Below are 14,190 nucleotides of genomic sequence, written 5' to 3'. Positions count from 1 at the left end.
CAGCATACGTCTCGCCGCCGACGCGCCCCGCTCGGCTAGCGTGGGTCGGGTGACATCCGTCCCCGAAGCACCGCGTGCCGCCCGTCGTCCCCTCATCCGCTCTCATCACGGCGATGACGTCGAGGATGCCTACGAGTGGCTTCGCGCGAAGGACGACGCAGACGTCCGAGCCCACCTGGAGGCCGAGAACGCCTTCACCGATGCGCGCACCGCCCACCTCGCGTCGCTTCGCGAGCAGATCTTCGAGGAGATCCGCTCCCGCACCCTCGAAACCGACCTGTCGGTGCCGGTGCGCCGCGGCCAGTGGTGGTACTACTCGCGGTCGGTCGAAGGACAGCAGTACGGCATCCACTGCCGCGCGCCGCTGACCACTCCCGACGACTGGGACCCGCCGGCCCTCTCCCCCGACCACGCGGTGCCGGGCGAGCAGGTCCTCCTCGATGCCAACCGCGAAGCCGCCGGACACGAGTTCTTCGCGCTCGGCAGCTTCGAGGTCTCCACCGACGGGGCGCGGCTGCTGTACGCCGTCGACACCGTCGGTGACGAGCGCTACACCATCCGCGTTCGCGACCTCGAGACCGGCGAGCTGCTCCCGGACGAGATCCCCGACACGTTCTCGGGAGCGACCTTCTCCCCGACGGCCGCCACATCGTCTACACGACCGTCGACGACGCCTGGCGGCCCGACACCGTGTGGCTCCACGAGGTCGGCACGGCGGCATCCGATGACCGAACCCTCTTCCACGAGCCCGACGACCGCTATTGGGTCGGCGCGGGGTTCACGCGCAGCGACCGATACCTCGTCATCGAACTCGGCTCCTCGATCACCTCCGAAGAGTGGCTCCTGGATGCCGATGACCTGTCGGGACAGCCGCGCGTCGTGTGGCCGCGACGAGAGGGCGTCGAGTACTCCAGCTCCCACGCGGTCGTCGGCGGCGAGGATGTGCTCTACATCGTCCACAACGACAACGCGCTCGACTTCGAACTCGTCCGGGTGCAGGCCGATGACCCGCAGGGAGCGCGTGAGGTCGTGCTGGAGCACCGGCCGGGGCAGCGCCTGCTCGGGATGTCGACGTTCCGCGACTGGGCGGTGCTGGCCTACCGCCGTGACGGGCTCTCCCGGCTCGCGACGTTCGACTACGAGGCGGCGACGCCGACCGAGATCGTCTTCGACGAGGAACTCTACGACGTCGGCACGGCGGGCAACCCCGAATGGGCGCCCCCGATGATCCGGCTCGCCTTCGGGTCGTTCGTGACGCCGACCACCGTGGTCGACCTCGTGGTCGCGACCGACGAGCGACGCATCCGCAAGCAGCAGCCCGTGCTCGGCGGCTACGACCCCGCGGACTACGGGCAGCGGCGCGTATGGGCTCTCGCCGACGACGGCACCCGGATCCCCGTCTCGCTCGTCTGGCGGCGCTCGTTCGGAGAGCCGGGCGAGAAACCCCGCCCCCTGCACCTCTACGGCTACGGGTCCTACGAGCACTCCATCGATCCCGCCTTCTCGATCGCGCGGCTCTCGGCGCTGGACCGGGGTGTGGTCTTCGCGGTCGCCCACGTGCGCGGTGGCGGCGAGATGGGACGCAGCTGGTACGAGGACGGCAAGCTGCAGAGCAAGCGCAATACGTTCACCGACTTCGTCGCTGCAGCGCACCACCTCGTCGAGACGAAGTACACGGATGCCGAGCATCTCGTTGCCGAGGGCGGCAGCGCCGGCGGCCTGCTCATGGGGGCAGTCACCAACATCGCCCCGGAGCTGTTCGCAGGCATCCTGGCCGTCGTTCCCTTCGTGGATGCCCTGACGACCATCCTCGACCCCTCCCTGCCGCTGACGGTGATCGAGTGGGACGAGTGGGGCAATCCCCTCGAGGATCCGGATGTCTATGCGTACATGAAGGGCTACACGCCCTACGAGAACGTGCGGGCAGGCATCCGCTACCCCGGATCCTCGCCGTCACCTCACTCAACGACACCCGCGTGATGTACGTGGAACCGGCGAAGTGGGTTGCGCGGTTGCGCGAGGTCGGCGCCGATGCGCTCCTGAAGTGCGAGATGTCGGCCGGGCACGGCGGTGTCAGCGGGCGCTACAACTCCTGGCGCGAGCGCGCCTACGAGCTGGCCTGGATCTTCGACGTCCTCGGTGTCGCCGACGCCTGATCCTCCTCGCCCCGCCCCGCCCCGCATACCGGATACGGCGCCTCACGGGCACGGCGCCTCACGGGCCCGGCGCCCCACGGGCGCGGCGCCTCACGGGCGTAGGCAATATCGCGGGCGTAGGAAGAATCACCGCAGAACCGACCTACCTCCAGAAGAACACCTACCTTCGCAAGGCGCCACAGCAACGCAAGCACGCGACGCAAGCACACCACTCAGGATCACGCCGGTAGGCAAAATCGCGGACGTAGGACCACTCAACGCCACCACGACCTACCTCCGGAAGAGTGCCGACCTCCGTGAAACGGCGGTCTGCCGGTGCAGACCCTGAGCCATGGCATCCGTGATGGTCTCCGTCACGTACGCGGGATCGAACAGGATCTGGTGGTAGTCGAACCGCAGAACAGTGAAGCCGCGCAGGGCGAGTCGAGCGTCAGCCCGAAGATCCCGGCGGCGATCGGATGCCTGGTGATGAGCGAATCCGTCGAGCTGAACGACGAGCCGCTCGCCGATGAGGCAGTCCAGCGGGTGCCCGTCGACCCAGACCTGCTGCACGACCGTCACGCCGATGCTGTGCATGAGATGGGTGAAGTGGGTTTCAATCCCCGAGTCCGACAGCAGCGATGCTACGGATGCGAGCCGCCGGGCCCGCTCGCTCCCCCACTGGACGCGTTCCAGTACGCGCCGATCAGTGTGACCACCGCGCAGCGCCGACTCCCAAACCGCTGCGGCATCCGCGAGCGGCACGCACCGCGCCACGTGAAACAGCACGTTGATGAGAGGCTCGTCAGTCTGGAGCGCCGAGGTCGGCGCAGGACCGCCACCCCAATGCAGCCGCACCCTGGGAGCACGGACGCGGGACGCCGTTCGCGCCACCGCGACGTGAACCTCGTCGTGGAGCGGAGTCCATAGCCCGAGCGCCGACGCCGCACTCAGGCACGTGAGGCGTCCGCCAGCTGTAGCCGCAGCGCGCCGCGCCGGATCGCAGGCCGGCAGCACGAGCCAGCTCCGTCGAACGCGCTCGATGACACCGAGCGCGACCGCGGTGCGAACGACGTGCACAGTGAAACCCGCCGCGGCGACCGATCGCGTGTGCGCGGCACCGCCGCATCCGTCGATCCATCTGACCAGGTCATCCACACTCCGCATCCACTGACTCTTCCGCGCGGCGGGGCCGCGGACTCGCCGATCCGCAGAGCCGTGGATGACGCGTTTCGCGCGCGGGCCGGGGAGGAGCGTCCCACCCGCTTCGCGGGTACCCCGGTAGGAACAATCACCACCGTCTGACGCTAAGGCTCGGCACCGTCCTACCGCCCGAAGAACTCCGACGTCCGGAAGTCGAAGGCTCGCCACACGGCGGGCGGGACAGCAAGACTCGGCCTCGGGCAGGGTGCCTCATCGGCGTCGGTGAAATCACCGACGTAGGACGATAGGCCCCGGAAACGTCCTACGCTCCGAAGAAGTCCTAGTTTCGCGCGCGGGCGGACTCGGCTGCGCACGAGGATGCCGCGAACCGGATGCCGCCCGACGCCGGGTCAGCCGAAGAGAGCTGCGGCTTCCTCGTAGCGGTAGAGCGGGACCGTGTTGAGTTCGCCGAGCGCTTCATCGAACTGGACGCGGACGATGTCGGTTCCGCGCATCGCGACCATCTGACCCCACGCGCCATCGACGAGAGCATCGGCGGCGTGCAGGCCCAGGCGGGTGGCCAGAACACGGTCGAACGCGGAGGGCGATCCGCCGCGCTGGATGTGGCCGAGCACGGTCGCGCGGGTCTCGATGCCGGTGATGCGCTCGATCTCGGGCGCGATGAGCTCACCGATACCGCCCAGGCGGGGGCGGTTGAACGCGTCCAGGCCCTTGTGGCTGTGCGCCTCATCCATGCCCGTGATCGTGAAGCCCTCCGAGACGACGACCAACGGCGCGCGGCCGCGATCGTGAGCGCTCGTGACCTGCCGGCAGATCTCGTCGATCGACATGGGCACCTCGGGGATGCAGATGACGTGAGCGCCAGCAGCGACTCCCGCGTGCAGGGCGATCCAACCGACATGCCGGCCCATGACTTCGGCGACCATGCATCGCTGGTGCGAGTCGCCGGTCGTACGCAGCCGGTCCATCGCGTCGGTGGCGATGTTGACGGCCGTGTCGAAGCCGAACGAGTAGTCCGTGGCGCGCAGGTCGTTGTCGATCGTCTTGGGAACGCCGAGAACGTTGATCCCGTCCTTCCAGAGGCGGTCGGCAGCGGCGAGTGTGCCCTCGCCACCGATAGCCAGGATGCCGTCGATTCCGGCATCCTCGAGCGTCCGAGCGATGTTCTCGGCGCCGCCGCGCGGCCCTTCGTACGGGTTGGTGCGGCTGGTTCCGAGGATCGTGCCGCCGACCTTCGACAGGCCCTTCACGTCGTGACGCGAAAGCGGAAAGAAGTCCCCATCGACCACGCCGCGCCATCCGTCACGGATGCCGACGAAGTCGAGCCCGTACGCCGTTGTGCCCTTGAGGACCACGCCGCGAATGACCGCGTTCAGGCCGGGGCAATCGCCGCCGCTGGTGAGGATGCCGATTCTCATGTGCCGTCCCTGTAGGAGTATCCGGTTGCAAGGTGGCGACGTTGCCTCCACCGACACTAGCGTTCGTACCGCGCAGCATCCATCCCCCCGCCGCCGTGATTACTCGACGTGCGCGAAAAGGCGCGTGCGCGACACTCAGTCGACGTCGCCCAGCGCCTGCCGGAGCAGGTGCATGAGCGCCGCGAGCTGCACGGAGTCGCTCGAGCCCGGATCGACTGCCTCACCGTCAAGGGCGCGCAGTGCGAGCCCCTGCTTGGTATCGATCAGCTCGGCGATCTTCGTGTCGATCGTGTGCGCGGCGATGATCCGCCACGCCGTGACCGGCTCGTCCTGCCCGATCCGGTGCACGCGGTCGATCGCCTGCGTCTGCTCCGCGGCCGTCCAGCTGAGTTCGGCGAGGACGACGTTCGAGGCAGCCTGCAGGTTCAGACCGACACCGGCGGCGGTGAGCGAACACACCGCGATCGCGACATCGGCATCCTCGTTGAACGCATCGATCGCCTGCTGACGCGCCGCCGTGGTCTGCTCGCCGCGGATCGACACGGTCCGAAGGCCCGCCTGCGCGAAGTGGCGTTCGGCGGCATCCATGACATCGATGTGCTTGGCGAAGAAGACGACCTTGCCGACCGACCGCTGCAGCTGGGCAGCATAGTCGGCGGCGACGGTGGCCTTGGCCTGACCGATACGCCGAACCATCGTGAAGACGTTCTCACTGCCGGAACCGGCAGCCTTCGACTCTTCGAGCTCACCCTCGGCCACGAGCCGGACGATGTCTCCGTCGATCTCGCCGGGGGCGAGGCCACGATCGCCGCGCGCATCGATGATGCGCCGGTACTTCGCGGCCAGGCGCGCGCCGAGTTCGCGCTCGGCCTGCCGGATCGACCGCCCGTATTCGTCGTCGAGCTCGACCGGCAGGTCAGCGATGAGCTTGTCGGGCAGGTCGGCCGCGACATCCTTCTTCTTGCGTCGCACGATCCCCATCGAGATGACGGCGGATCGCGCTTCGGGATAGAACGCCTTGTCGGCCGGGGTGAGCCCGGTCTCATCGAGCTTGGCCATCAGCTTCGCGCCGGGCTTGTCGCCGGTGGTCCAGCCGAGGAAACGCCAGATCGCATCGAAGTCCTCGACATCGTTGATCAGAGGCGTACCGGTCAGCGCCAGCAGGAGCGGGTTGTGGACCTGCTCCTTGATGCGGCTCGCGAGCGCGAGGACGTTCTGGGAGCGCTGCGACGTGAGGTTCTTGATGAAGTGGGCCTCATCAACGACCATGCCCTTCAGCCCGATCGATCCGAGCCACGACAGATGCCGGTCGAGGATCTCGTAGTTGACGATGAAGACGTCGGCGAAGGCATCCAGATCTTCACCGTCGCCCGAGATGACGGTCGCGCGCCGCTGCGGCGTCCATCGCTCCACCTCACGAGCCCAGTTCATCTTGACGACGTTGGGGACGACAGCCAGCAGCGGATAGGCGCCGGCGACGGATGCCGCGAGCGCCGACTGCGCCGTCTTGCCCAGTCCCGGCTCGTCAGCCAAGAGGAACGTGCGATGTCCCTCGCGCACCGACTCGAGAAAACGCGACTGGTGCGGCATGATCTCGAGTCCGCGCGGCGAGAGACGGTCGAATTCGGGGACCGGAGGAAGGTCCATCGAGGCTGCGGAACCGCCGGCTCCGGTCTCGAAGGCCTTGTAGAGGGGACCCATGAGTTCCCACCCGTCCAGGCGACGCCGCGGAGTATCCCGCGGTGCACGGACGGTGAGATCGGGCTCGAGGAACGGATGCGCCATCTGTCGAGCCTCGATCGAGGCGGGAATGACCTGACGCTCGGCGAGCGCGGCAGGCACGACCTGCTGCGCGGGAACCGGCGTATCGGTGATGATCAGTTCGTCCGGCGCGAGCTCGGCGCCCGATTCCAGCAACCAGTCGCGGCGCATGCGGCGAGCCACCGGGGACGTTGCCTGGTCGACCTCGAGCAGCTGGATCAGGGACGTATCCCGCGCAGCCGTCTTGGCAAGGATCGTCGCCACACCATCGAGCCGCTTGAGCAGCTCGGCGCGAACGGCATCCGTAACCGAAGAATCAGCCTTGACGCGGGCGCGTTCCTCGCGCACGAGAAACGCGATCACCTGGAACTTCACGCGATTGGTGGGCCCGAGCTTGCCACGCTGAGCCTTGGCTTCGACCTCGCGCACCTTGCGCGCGAGGATCGGGATGATGGGGGCCTCGTCGTCGCGGCGCGCGGACGAGGACTTCTTGCGCCGCTGAGCGGCGGTTGCCGTAGCCGGCATGCTCCTCCTGAGCGTTCGTACATCTGTGACCGCCGCCGTCATGGCGTCGGATGAGCGTCTGGGACAGACGCAATCTCACTTGAACATCGACGCCTGCGGCTCACGACAGCACGGGCACTCGCTTCTGCGAGATGTGCAGTGTGACGCTGCGTCGCCTCTAGTCTAGCGCGAGTGCGCGCCGCGCCATCGCGACCGGCCGTTCACGGCATCCGGATGACGAGTCCGGCGCTCCTACGACCAGAGTGTGGCGACGATGTCTTCGGTATAGCCGTCGGGCGCGAAGTCCACCCAGTGGGTGGCGACCCATCCGCTCCCCTGCAGATAGTGCGTCTCACCGATCGACACGATGTTGTCGTTGCGATCGATCGTCTGCTGCTCGATGCGACACACCGTGCCGCTGCCGAGCGCCTCACACGCCATTCCCGAGCTCGAGAAGGCATCACGAAGGGCCGCGGACTGGTCGGCAGAAACGACAGAGACGCTGGTCACGAGCCCCGGCTCCCCTGCGACACCCCACGAACAGCGCAGCGTCGGAATCCCGGAGGAGAGGATCTCCAGAGCCTCGACGTTCTCGGTCGCGTAGATCGTGATGCCGGGGTCGTTCAGCGGCGGGTTGGTGCGGTTCAGTTCGTCGAGCATCCCGGGCGAGTACAACTGCTCACAGGAGTCCGGCACCGTGAATCCGGCATCCGCGGTCGGCGACGGTGCGGCAGTCGAGCTTCCGCTGGGGACAGGCGCAGCTGACGATGCGGATGCCGTGGGCTCCGGGCTCTGAGTCGGCAACGCATCGCACCCGGCGAGAACGAGGGCGCCGGCGGCCAGTACGACGACGGCGAGAGTTCTCGAACGCATCCTGTTCTCCTTGGACTCGACAGCATGAGCGACGATACCGGGCCCTCTCCCCCTCCGCTGTCCCCCGCGCCGACCGGTGCGTAGGCTGAAGGTATGACTGAGACCACCGACCAGATCACTGAGGCACAGCTCGCCGCGACGATCGACCACGCGATCCTCAAGCCCGAGTTCACGCGGGACGACGTTGACGAGCAGCTCACGATCGCCCGGGACTGGAAGGTCTTCAGCGTGTGCGTCCGCCCGTCGGATATCGCCCACGCCACGGAGTTTCTGGGCGGCTCTGGTGTCGCCGTCGGCACCGTCATCGGCTTTCCCCACGGGACCACCTCGACGGCCGCGAAAGTTGCGGAGACCCGTCAGGCCGCACAGGACGGCGCTACCGAATTCGACATGGTGATCAACATCGGCGCCCTGCGCTCGGGCTTCGACGATGTGGTCCGTGACGACATCCGCGCCGTCGTCGAGGCTGCGGCTGGTGCGATCACCAAGGTCATCCTCGAGGTGTCGCTCCTGAGCGACGAGCAGATCGAGCGCGGCTCCCGGCTCGCAGAAGAAGCCGGCGCTGATTTCGTGAAGACCTCGACGGGATTCGCGGGCGGGGGCGCGACGGTCGAGACGGTGAGCCTGATGCGGCGCACCGTCGGCCCTCAGACACAGGTGAAGGCATCCGGCGGGGTGCGGAGCCTTCAGGATGCACTCGCCATGCTTGAGGCGGGAGCGACTCGGCTGGGAACCAGCGGCAGCGCGACGATCCTCGGAGAACTCCGCCAGATCGCGGCGGGCGGGGCAGCCAGCGGCGCGGTCGACGAGTCCTCCTACTGATCAGTCCCCGCTGACTGATCAATCCGCGGACTGATCGCGCCCGAGAATCTCCCGAGTGCGCTCGACATCGTCGGCGATCTGCGCGACGAGCGCGTCGATCCCGTCGAACGCTCCCATGCCACGGATGCGGTCGACGAACCTCAGCTGGACGTGGTGACCGTAGAGGTCGAGATCGGTCTCGTCGAGCACGTAGGCCTCGACTTGCCGGGAAGCAACGTCATCGAACGTCGGATTCGTGCCGATACTGATCGCCGCCGGGTACCGGATGCCGGGGCGCAACCCACTGGCATCCGCTTCATCGATGAGCCATCCGGCGTAAACCCCGTCAGCGGGGACGAACCCCTCGAGCTCGTGGCTGAGATTCGCCGTGGGATACCCGATCTCGCGCCCCCGTTTGAGGCCGTGGACGACCTCGCCGACCACCGAATGGTCGCGTCCGAGCAGCTTGCGAGCATCGGCGACATCGCCAGAGCTCAGCAGCTCCCTGATCCACGTCGATGACACGCGTCGGCCGCGGTCGGCCGCGCGGACGTCATGAACGACGTCGACCTCGAAGCCGTGACTGCGCCCGAACGCAGTGAGCGATTCCACGGTTCCGGCGCCGCCGCGCCCGAAGCGGAAGTCGGCGCCGACCAGCACGGCCTGCGCGGACAGCGCCTCCACGAGCACCACTCGGGCGAAGTCGTCCGCGGAGAGCGATGCGAAGTCCTCGTCGAAGCGCAGCACGAGAACGGCATCCACACCTGTGTCGCCGAGAAGACGCACCTTCTGAGTGACCCCGATGAGACTCTCGGGGCACTTGTCGGGAGCGAGCAGCGCCAGCGGGTTGCGGTCGAACGTGACCGCGACGACGGCAGCGCCCAGAGAAACCGCCTCCACCCGAGCACGGTCGATGACTGCCCGATGACCCGAGTGGACCCCGTCGAACTTGCCGATCACCACGACACTGGGGCCGAAGCCCGGGGGCACCTCGGCCGGATCTCGAAAGACGATCATGACGTGACAGCGACCTCATCGACGGCGGCGACGCGCGCGGGACGGTGCGACCACAGCCACCACAACCCCAGGAATGGGAGGACGAGCGGAACGAACAGGTACCCGATGTAGCCGTCCGGCCCGAGCCCGCCGAAGTACGACCACACCGACGGATGCCCGAAGATCTCGGGGACCAGGTAGCTGAGCGTTCCGACGATCAGCACGCCGGCGAGTTCGAACGAGATCGCGATCCACGCGACGAGATACCATCCGCGGCGTCCGGCGAAGACGAGGGCGAGGGTTGCAACGATGTAGACCGCAGCGGCAAGTGCCGACAGCGTGTAGGCGACCGGTGCCTCATCGAATTCGCGCACGATCTGCACGAACGAGCGGCCTGTCGCTGCGAGCGCCATGATCGCGTAGACGATCACGAGTACCCGTCCGATTCCGGTCATGCGGGGTCGGGAAGGCGTAGTCATAGCGGCATTCATCCTACGTGCACCGCCGCCCGGTGCGGGGCGGGAGCGAGCCTGCGACGGGGCCCTCACGCGATCTGAATCGTCCAGATGACGTGCATCCGCCACACCATGACCGCAACTGATAGCGCGGCGATACCCATGATCACCGTGCTCCATCGGCTGCGCTCAAGCAGTGCCCAGATGACCGCAGCGGGCGGGAGAAGTGCGGCAGAAACGAGATACACCCAGAACTCGAGAACACTGCCCGAGGGCACGTTGCCGGCGAACGGTGCCACGATCGCGATGACAACCTGCGCCACCAGCAGGAGCTCGAGCAGTGCCAGAGCGCCGACCGTGAGGTCGCTCGGGCGCCGCCCCGCAAGACCCAGGATGACGCAGAGCAGCCCGCCGAGAACGGCCACCGCCACCTGCACGTAGGTGAACCACAGGATCATGAGTCCTCCGCCATATTCATCGCGCTCTTCAGATCGTTGCCCCGTCGCTCGAGGATGCCGACCAGTCGCCCGTCCGGGTCGATGGCTGCGGTGCCCGATGCGAGGCGGTCCGCGGCCCCGAGCAGACGCTTGCCGTGCCGCAGATCGCGCGCCTCCTCGGCCGTCACGGGAACCGCACCGAGAACTGCCGTGGCAACAGCCGACGGCGACAGCAGCCCCTCAGGTGTGATCGCGTCGATTCCGGCCGCGTCGGCGACAGGGAAGGGTCCGATTCGGGTGCGGCGCAGCGCGGTGAGGTGACCGCCCACGCCGAGCGCCGTTCCGAGGTCTCGGGCGAGCGCACGGATATATGTTCCGCTCGAGCAATCCACCGAGACGTCCAGGTCGATCACGGGCAGCGGGGCGCCCTGAGCATCCGTCGTGCCCCGGCGAGTGTTCCGAACCTCGAACCGCGACACCGTCACCGTGCGTGCCGCGAGCTCGACCTGCTCCCCCGCGCGGACGCGGTCGTACGCGCGCCGCCCATCGACCTTGATCGCCGAGACGGTACTGGGGACCTGGTCGATCGTGCCGGTGAGCGCCTCGATGCCGGCGCGGATGTCGGCATCCGTCACCCGCTCGGCCGACACCGACTCCGTGACCTCGCCCTCGGCATCGTCGGTCCCGGTCGACACTCCCAGGCGGATCGTCGCCTCGTAGGTCTTGTCGAGGCCGACCAGGAACGTGAGAAGGCGAGTCGAGGCGCCCGCACCCAGCACGAGAAGGCCGGTGGCCATCGGGTCGAGTGTTCCCGCGTGGCCGACTTTGCGCGTGCCGAGCGCGCGACGAGCGCGGGCGACCACGTCGTGGCTGGTGATGCCGCCGGGCTTGTCGACGAGCAGGATGCCGCTCGGATCGCTCATGGGATGACCTTCGGGCTGGCCGGATCGGCGTTGTCGATGCGCACGGCGGCGAGCGCGGCCGGATTCACCCGCGAGAGGTAGATCTCCTGGCCGACGCGGTAGCGCTCGTTCGACGACGCGTCCGGGTCGGGGTCGGTGCCGTCGCGGTCGGCCATCCGAGCAAAGCGCACCGCCGCCGGGGCATCTAGCCAGAGCGACCAGTCCCAGATGTCGATGAGCTCCGGTCGGTGGAGAAAGATCCCGTCGACGACGAGAACAGCATCCAGCGGCGCCGTGGTCCATTCCGTCTCGACGGGGGTGTCGCGTTCAAGGTCGAACGCGGCAAGCTGGAAGCCGGTGCTCGCGCCCGTCAGACCGCCCTCGCGGAACGGATCGATCAGGACCCGGCGGAACGTGGCGTAGTCGTAGGAGTCGAGATAGAACCCCTCCGGCGATCGACGGCCCCGGGCATAGCGCTCTGCCCGCGGCCGATGGAAACCGTCGATGGTCGCACGGATGGCCGTGTGGCCGAGGTCGTTCATGACAGCAGCGAGAGTGTCGGCGAAGACCGTCTTTCCCGCACCGTCAGCGCCATCGACGCCGACGATTGAGCGTCCCGTGAGCTGCCGACGGGGAAGCGCGCCGACCACCTCGCGCATCAGCGTCACGGTCGGTGTGGCGGGCAGACGCATGAGCCCAGCCTATTCGGCACCCGAGCGATTGCCCGCGGCCGGTTCGGTCGGACGGGCACGCTCCCGTCGACCCCGAGCCGGATCTGAACGACCGACGCACCTGATGAGCGGCATAGGCTGATGGCCGTGGATCCGCTCGCTTCCGACCTCACCGCGTGGTTTCGGGAGAACGCGAGAGACCTGCCGTGGCGCGAACCCGGCATCGGTGCGTGGGCGGTCCTGGTGAGCGAGTTCATGCTGCAGCAGACGCCGGTCAATCGCGTGATCCCTCACTGGGAGTCGTGGCTCCGGCGGTGGCCGACGCCAGCTTCCCTCGCCTCCGACCCGCCCGCCGAGGCGGTGTCCCAGTGGGCCAATCTCGGGTACCCGCGGCGGGCGCTGTGGTTGCACCGGGCAGCCGAAGAGATCACCGCGCGACACGGCGGCGTGGTTCCCCGTCGCGTGGATGACCTGCTCGCGCTGACGGGCATCGGCGACTACACGGCGCGCGCGGTCGCGGTGTTCGCCTACGGTGAGCGGCATCCTGTCGTCGACACCAACATCCGCCGGGTTCTCGCACGCATCATCGACGGGAAGTCGCAGCCGGGAGCCCCGTCGCGACGCGACCTTGACGCGATGGCAGCTCTTCTTCCCGAGGATCGTGCGGATGCCGCGCTCTTCAACGCCGCCACGATGGAGCTGGGTGCGACGATCTGCACCGCGCGCAAGCCCCGGTGCGACGCATGCCCGGTCGCGAAACGATGCGCGTGGCGGGCCGCGGGTTTCCCGGATACCGGAGACCGGCGTCCGCGCCAAGCCACCTACGAGGGAAGCGACCGCCAGGTCCGCGGTCTCGTGCTGCGGGGGCTGCGCGAGGCCGCGCCCGCGCCGCTGCCAGCGCAGGCCCTCGCCCCGGATTGGCCGGATCAGATGCAGCGCGATCGCGCCATCGACTCGCTGATCGCCGACGGGCTCATCGAACTCGAGGATGGCATCGCCTGTCTTCCCCGGGGGCGAAGGTCCCTAGTCGAGGTCTCCGCGGCGCCCTAGCCTCGAGTTTCGTGAAGACTGTCGTGATTTACGAGTCGATGTTCGGCAACACCCGCGATATCGCCCGCGCCGCAGCCGAAGGGCTGGCGGAATGGTCGGATGTCTCGATCACGGACGTCGACGGCGCCGGGGCGACAGTGCCCTCGGATGCCGCGCTGGTCGTGGCCGGCGGACCGACCCACGCGTTTTCGATGTCGCGCGACACGACCCGTCACGACGCTGTCTCCCGCGGGGCGGTTCGAGCCACCGCCCGGGGGCTTCGAGACTGGCTTGAGGGCGTTACCCTCGCGGGGCCGATGCCTCTTGCCACCTTCGACACGCACGCCAAACAGCGGTGGGTCCCGGGGTCAGCCAGCCGGGCCGCGGCGAAGGAAGGCCGAGCCCACGGGTTTGTCCCCGTCGCGTCAGTAAGCTTCTACGTTGCCGATATGCAAGGACCGCTCCTTGCCGGCGAGCTTGAGCGAGCGCGCCACTGGGGCCGCTCCTTGCAGTCGAAGGTGCGCGGCTGAGAGCGCTCAGTCCTCGTCGTCGGCGAGGATCCGAGGCGCGACGTACGGATCGGCGTCGCCGGCGTATGTGGCAGATGCGGCAAGTCCGGCGACGGCGTTGTCACGCTCGCGCGCCTCACGCAGCAATTCTTCGATGTGTCCGGCGTCCTCGGCCAGCCCGTCGTGGATGAACTCCAGCGTGGGGGTCAGCCGAACGTTGAGCTGGCGACCGACCTCACTGCGCAGCATGCCGGTGGCAGCGCGCAGCGCTTCGGCGGTGGAGGTGCGCTCCTCCTCGCCTCCCAGCACGGTGTAGAAGACTGACGCGTGCTGCAGGTCACCGGTCACCCGGACATCGGTGATCGTCACGAACCCCATCCGAGGATCGCGCAATCCCTTCTCCAGCCGCTCGGCCACCAACACCTTGATGCGGTCTGCCATGCGTGCCTGACGTTCGCCAGCCATCTCTCTCCCTCTGTTCCTCACGTGTCTACGAGGACCGCGGAGGTTCAGGATGTCCCGACCGCGGGACATC

At 68.0% G+C, this 14,190-nt stretch carries 13 protein-coding genes and 1 pseudogene; 4 read left to right on the top strand and 10 right to left on the bottom strand.

Annotation, left to right across the window (positions count from 1 at the left end; translation table 11 throughout):
• The first annotated feature begins 49 nt into the window (after window positions 1-49).
• Window positions 50-2,156: pseudogene (locus tag IT882_RS04780) on the top strand (S9 family peptidase).
• Between the two features lie 270 nt (window positions 2,157-2,426).
• On the opposite strand, the gene IT882_RS04775 reads toward IT882_RS04780, so the two are convergent.
• The 4 genes from IT882_RS04775 to IT882_RS04760 all read right to left on the bottom strand — a co-directional run bounded on the left by IT882_RS04775 (window position 2,427) and on the right by IT882_RS04760 (window position 7,855).
• Window positions 2,427-3,302 carry a DUF559 domain-containing protein gene (locus tag IT882_RS04775; RefSeq protein WP_195693395.1) on the bottom strand — a complete coding sequence of 292 codons (876 nt, stop codon included), beginning with the start codon at window positions 3,300-3,302 and terminating at the stop codon, window positions 2,427-2,429.
• A gap of 386 nt (window positions 3,303-3,688) precedes the next feature.
• Window positions 3,689-4,717, bottom strand: a complete 1,029-nt coding sequence (locus tag IT882_RS04770; RefSeq protein WP_195693394.1) for a 6-phosphofructokinase — start codon at window positions 4,715-4,717, stop codon at window positions 3,689-3,691.
• A 135-nt stretch (window positions 4,718-4,852) separates the two neighbouring features.
• Complete coding sequence (locus IT882_RS04765) at window positions 4,853-7,003, bottom strand: DEAD/DEAH box helicase (protein WP_195693393.1); 2,151 nt, start codon at window positions 7,001-7,003, stop codon at window positions 4,853-4,855.
• Between the two features lie 231 nt (window positions 7,004-7,234).
• A complete protein-coding gene (locus IT882_RS04760) occupies window positions 7,235-7,855 on the bottom strand; it encodes a hypothetical protein (RefSeq protein ID WP_195693392.1) in 621 nt (206 codons plus the stop codon).
• Between the two features lie 93 nt (window positions 7,856-7,948).
• Between IT882_RS04760 and deoC the strand changes: the two genes are divergently transcribed.
• Window positions 7,949-8,677, top strand: coding sequence for a deoxyribose-phosphate aldolase (gene deoC, locus IT882_RS04755; RefSeq protein WP_195693391.1), 729 nt, complete (start codon window positions 7,949-7,951; stop codon window positions 8,675-8,677).
• Between the two features lie 18 nt (window positions 8,678-8,695).
• Here deoC and IT882_RS04750 read toward each other — a convergent pair whose 3' ends face one another.
• The 5 genes from IT882_RS04750 to IT882_RS04730 form a co-directional block, all read right to left on the bottom strand.
• Window positions 8,696-9,673: a bifunctional riboflavin kinase/FAD synthetase gene (locus tag IT882_RS04750; RefSeq protein WP_195693390.1), complete on the bottom strand. Its 978-nt coding sequence runs from the start codon at window positions 9,671-9,673 to the stop codon at window positions 8,696-8,698.
• The gene (locus tag IT882_RS04745; RefSeq protein ID WP_229382308.1) at window positions 9,670-10,107 is read right to left on the bottom strand and encodes a hypothetical protein; all 438 of its coding nucleotides are present in this window, start codon (window positions 10,105-10,107) and stop codon (window positions 9,670-9,672) included. Before IT882_RS04745 ends, IT882_RS04750 begins: the two co-directional genes overlap by 4 nt.
• 89 nt (window positions 10,108-10,196) lie before the next feature.
• Window positions 10,197-10,565, bottom strand: coding sequence for a hypothetical protein (locus tag IT882_RS04740; protein WP_195693388.1), 369 nt, complete (start codon window positions 10,563-10,565; stop codon window positions 10,197-10,199).
• On the bottom strand, window positions 10,562-11,467 hold the full coding sequence (truB, locus tag IT882_RS04735; protein WP_195693387.1) for a tRNA pseudouridine(55) synthase TruB: 906 nt from the start codon (window positions 11,465-11,467) through the stop codon (window positions 10,562-10,564). The genes IT882_RS04740 and truB overlap by 4 nt, the downstream gene beginning before the upstream one ends.
• Window positions 11,464-12,138, bottom strand: a complete 675-nt coding sequence (locus IT882_RS04730; RefSeq protein WP_195693386.1) for a uridine kinase — start codon at window positions 12,136-12,138, stop codon at window positions 11,464-11,466. The genes truB and IT882_RS04730 overlap by 4 nt, the downstream gene beginning before the upstream one ends.
• A gap of 126 nt (window positions 12,139-12,264) precedes the next feature.
• On the opposite strand from IT882_RS04730, the gene IT882_RS04725 reads away from it, so the two are divergent.
• Together IT882_RS04725 and IT882_RS04720 are read left to right on the top strand one after the other, a co-directional pair.
• Window positions 12,265-13,167: an A/G-specific adenine glycosylase gene (locus IT882_RS04725; RefSeq protein WP_324253923.1), complete on the top strand. Its 903-nt coding sequence runs from the start codon at window positions 12,265-12,267 to the stop codon at window positions 13,165-13,167.
• Between the two features lie 11 nt (window positions 13,168-13,178).
• Window positions 13,179-13,676 (top strand): flavodoxin family protein, encoded by a 498-nt coding sequence (locus tag IT882_RS04720; RefSeq protein WP_195693384.1) that lies wholly within the window; start codon window positions 13,179-13,181, stop codon window positions 13,674-13,676.
• A 6-nt stretch (window positions 13,677-13,682) separates the two neighbouring features.
• Here IT882_RS04720 and rbfA read toward each other — a convergent pair whose 3' ends face one another.
• Window positions 13,683-14,120, bottom strand: coding sequence for a 30S ribosome-binding factor RbfA (gene rbfA / locus IT882_RS04715; RefSeq protein ID WP_195693383.1), 438 nt, complete (start codon window positions 14,118-14,120; stop codon window positions 13,683-13,685).
• Between the last annotated feature and the right edge of the window lie 70 nt (window positions 14,121-14,190).

Source organism: Microbacterium schleiferi, assembly GCF_015565955.1.
In the GTDB taxonomy this organism is placed as follows: Bacteria; Actinomycetota; Actinomycetes; order Actinomycetales; family Microbacteriaceae; genus Microbacterium; species Microbacterium schleiferi_A.
The sequence above is the reverse complement of the archived record's forward strand: the minus strand, read 5'-3'. Positions and strand labels throughout refer to the sequence as shown.

Excerpts from the sequence above, each read along its gene's own strand:
- IT882_RS04775 (WP_195693395.1), bottom strand. The coding sequence starts at position 3,302 with ATGCGGAGTGTGGATGACCTGGTCAGATGGATCGACGGATGCGGCGGT.
- deoC (WP_195693391.1), top strand. The coding sequence starts at position 7,949 with ATGACTGAGACCACCGACCAGATCACTGAGGCACAGCTCGCCGCGACG.
- IT882_RS04770 (WP_195693394.1), bottom strand. The coding sequence starts at position 4,717 with ATGAGAATCGGCATCCTCACCAGCGGCGGCGATTGCCCCGGCCTGAAC.
- IT882_RS04750 (WP_195693390.1), bottom strand. The coding sequence starts at position 9,673 with ATGATCGTCTTTCGAGATCCGGCCGAGGTGCCCCCGGGCTTCGGCCCC.
- IT882_RS04760 (WP_195693392.1), bottom strand. The coding sequence starts at position 7,855 with ATGCGTTCGAGAACTCTCGCCGTCGTCGTACTGGCCGCCGGCGCCCTC.
- truB (WP_195693387.1), bottom strand. The coding sequence starts at position 11,467 with ATGAGCGATCCGAGCGGCATCCTGCTCGTCGACAAGCCCGGCGGCATC.
- IT882_RS04765 (WP_195693393.1), bottom strand. The coding sequence starts at position 7,003 with ATGCCGGCTACGGCAACCGCCGCTCAGCGGCGCAAGAAGTCCTCGTCC.
- IT882_RS04740 (WP_195693388.1), bottom strand. The coding sequence starts at position 10,565 with ATGATCCTGTGGTTCACCTACGTGCAGGTGGCGGTGGCCGTTCTCGGC.
- IT882_RS04730 (WP_195693386.1), bottom strand. The coding sequence starts at position 12,138 with ATGCGTCTGCCCGCCACACCGACCGTGACGCTGATGCGCGAGGTGGTC.
- IT882_RS04745 (WP_229382308.1), bottom strand. The coding sequence starts at position 10,107 with ATGACCGGAATCGGACGGGTACTCGTGATCGTCTACGCGATCATGGCG.
- rbfA (WP_195693383.1), bottom strand. The coding sequence starts at position 14,120 with ATGGCTGGCGAACGTCAGGCACGCATGGCAGACCGCATCAAGGTGTTG.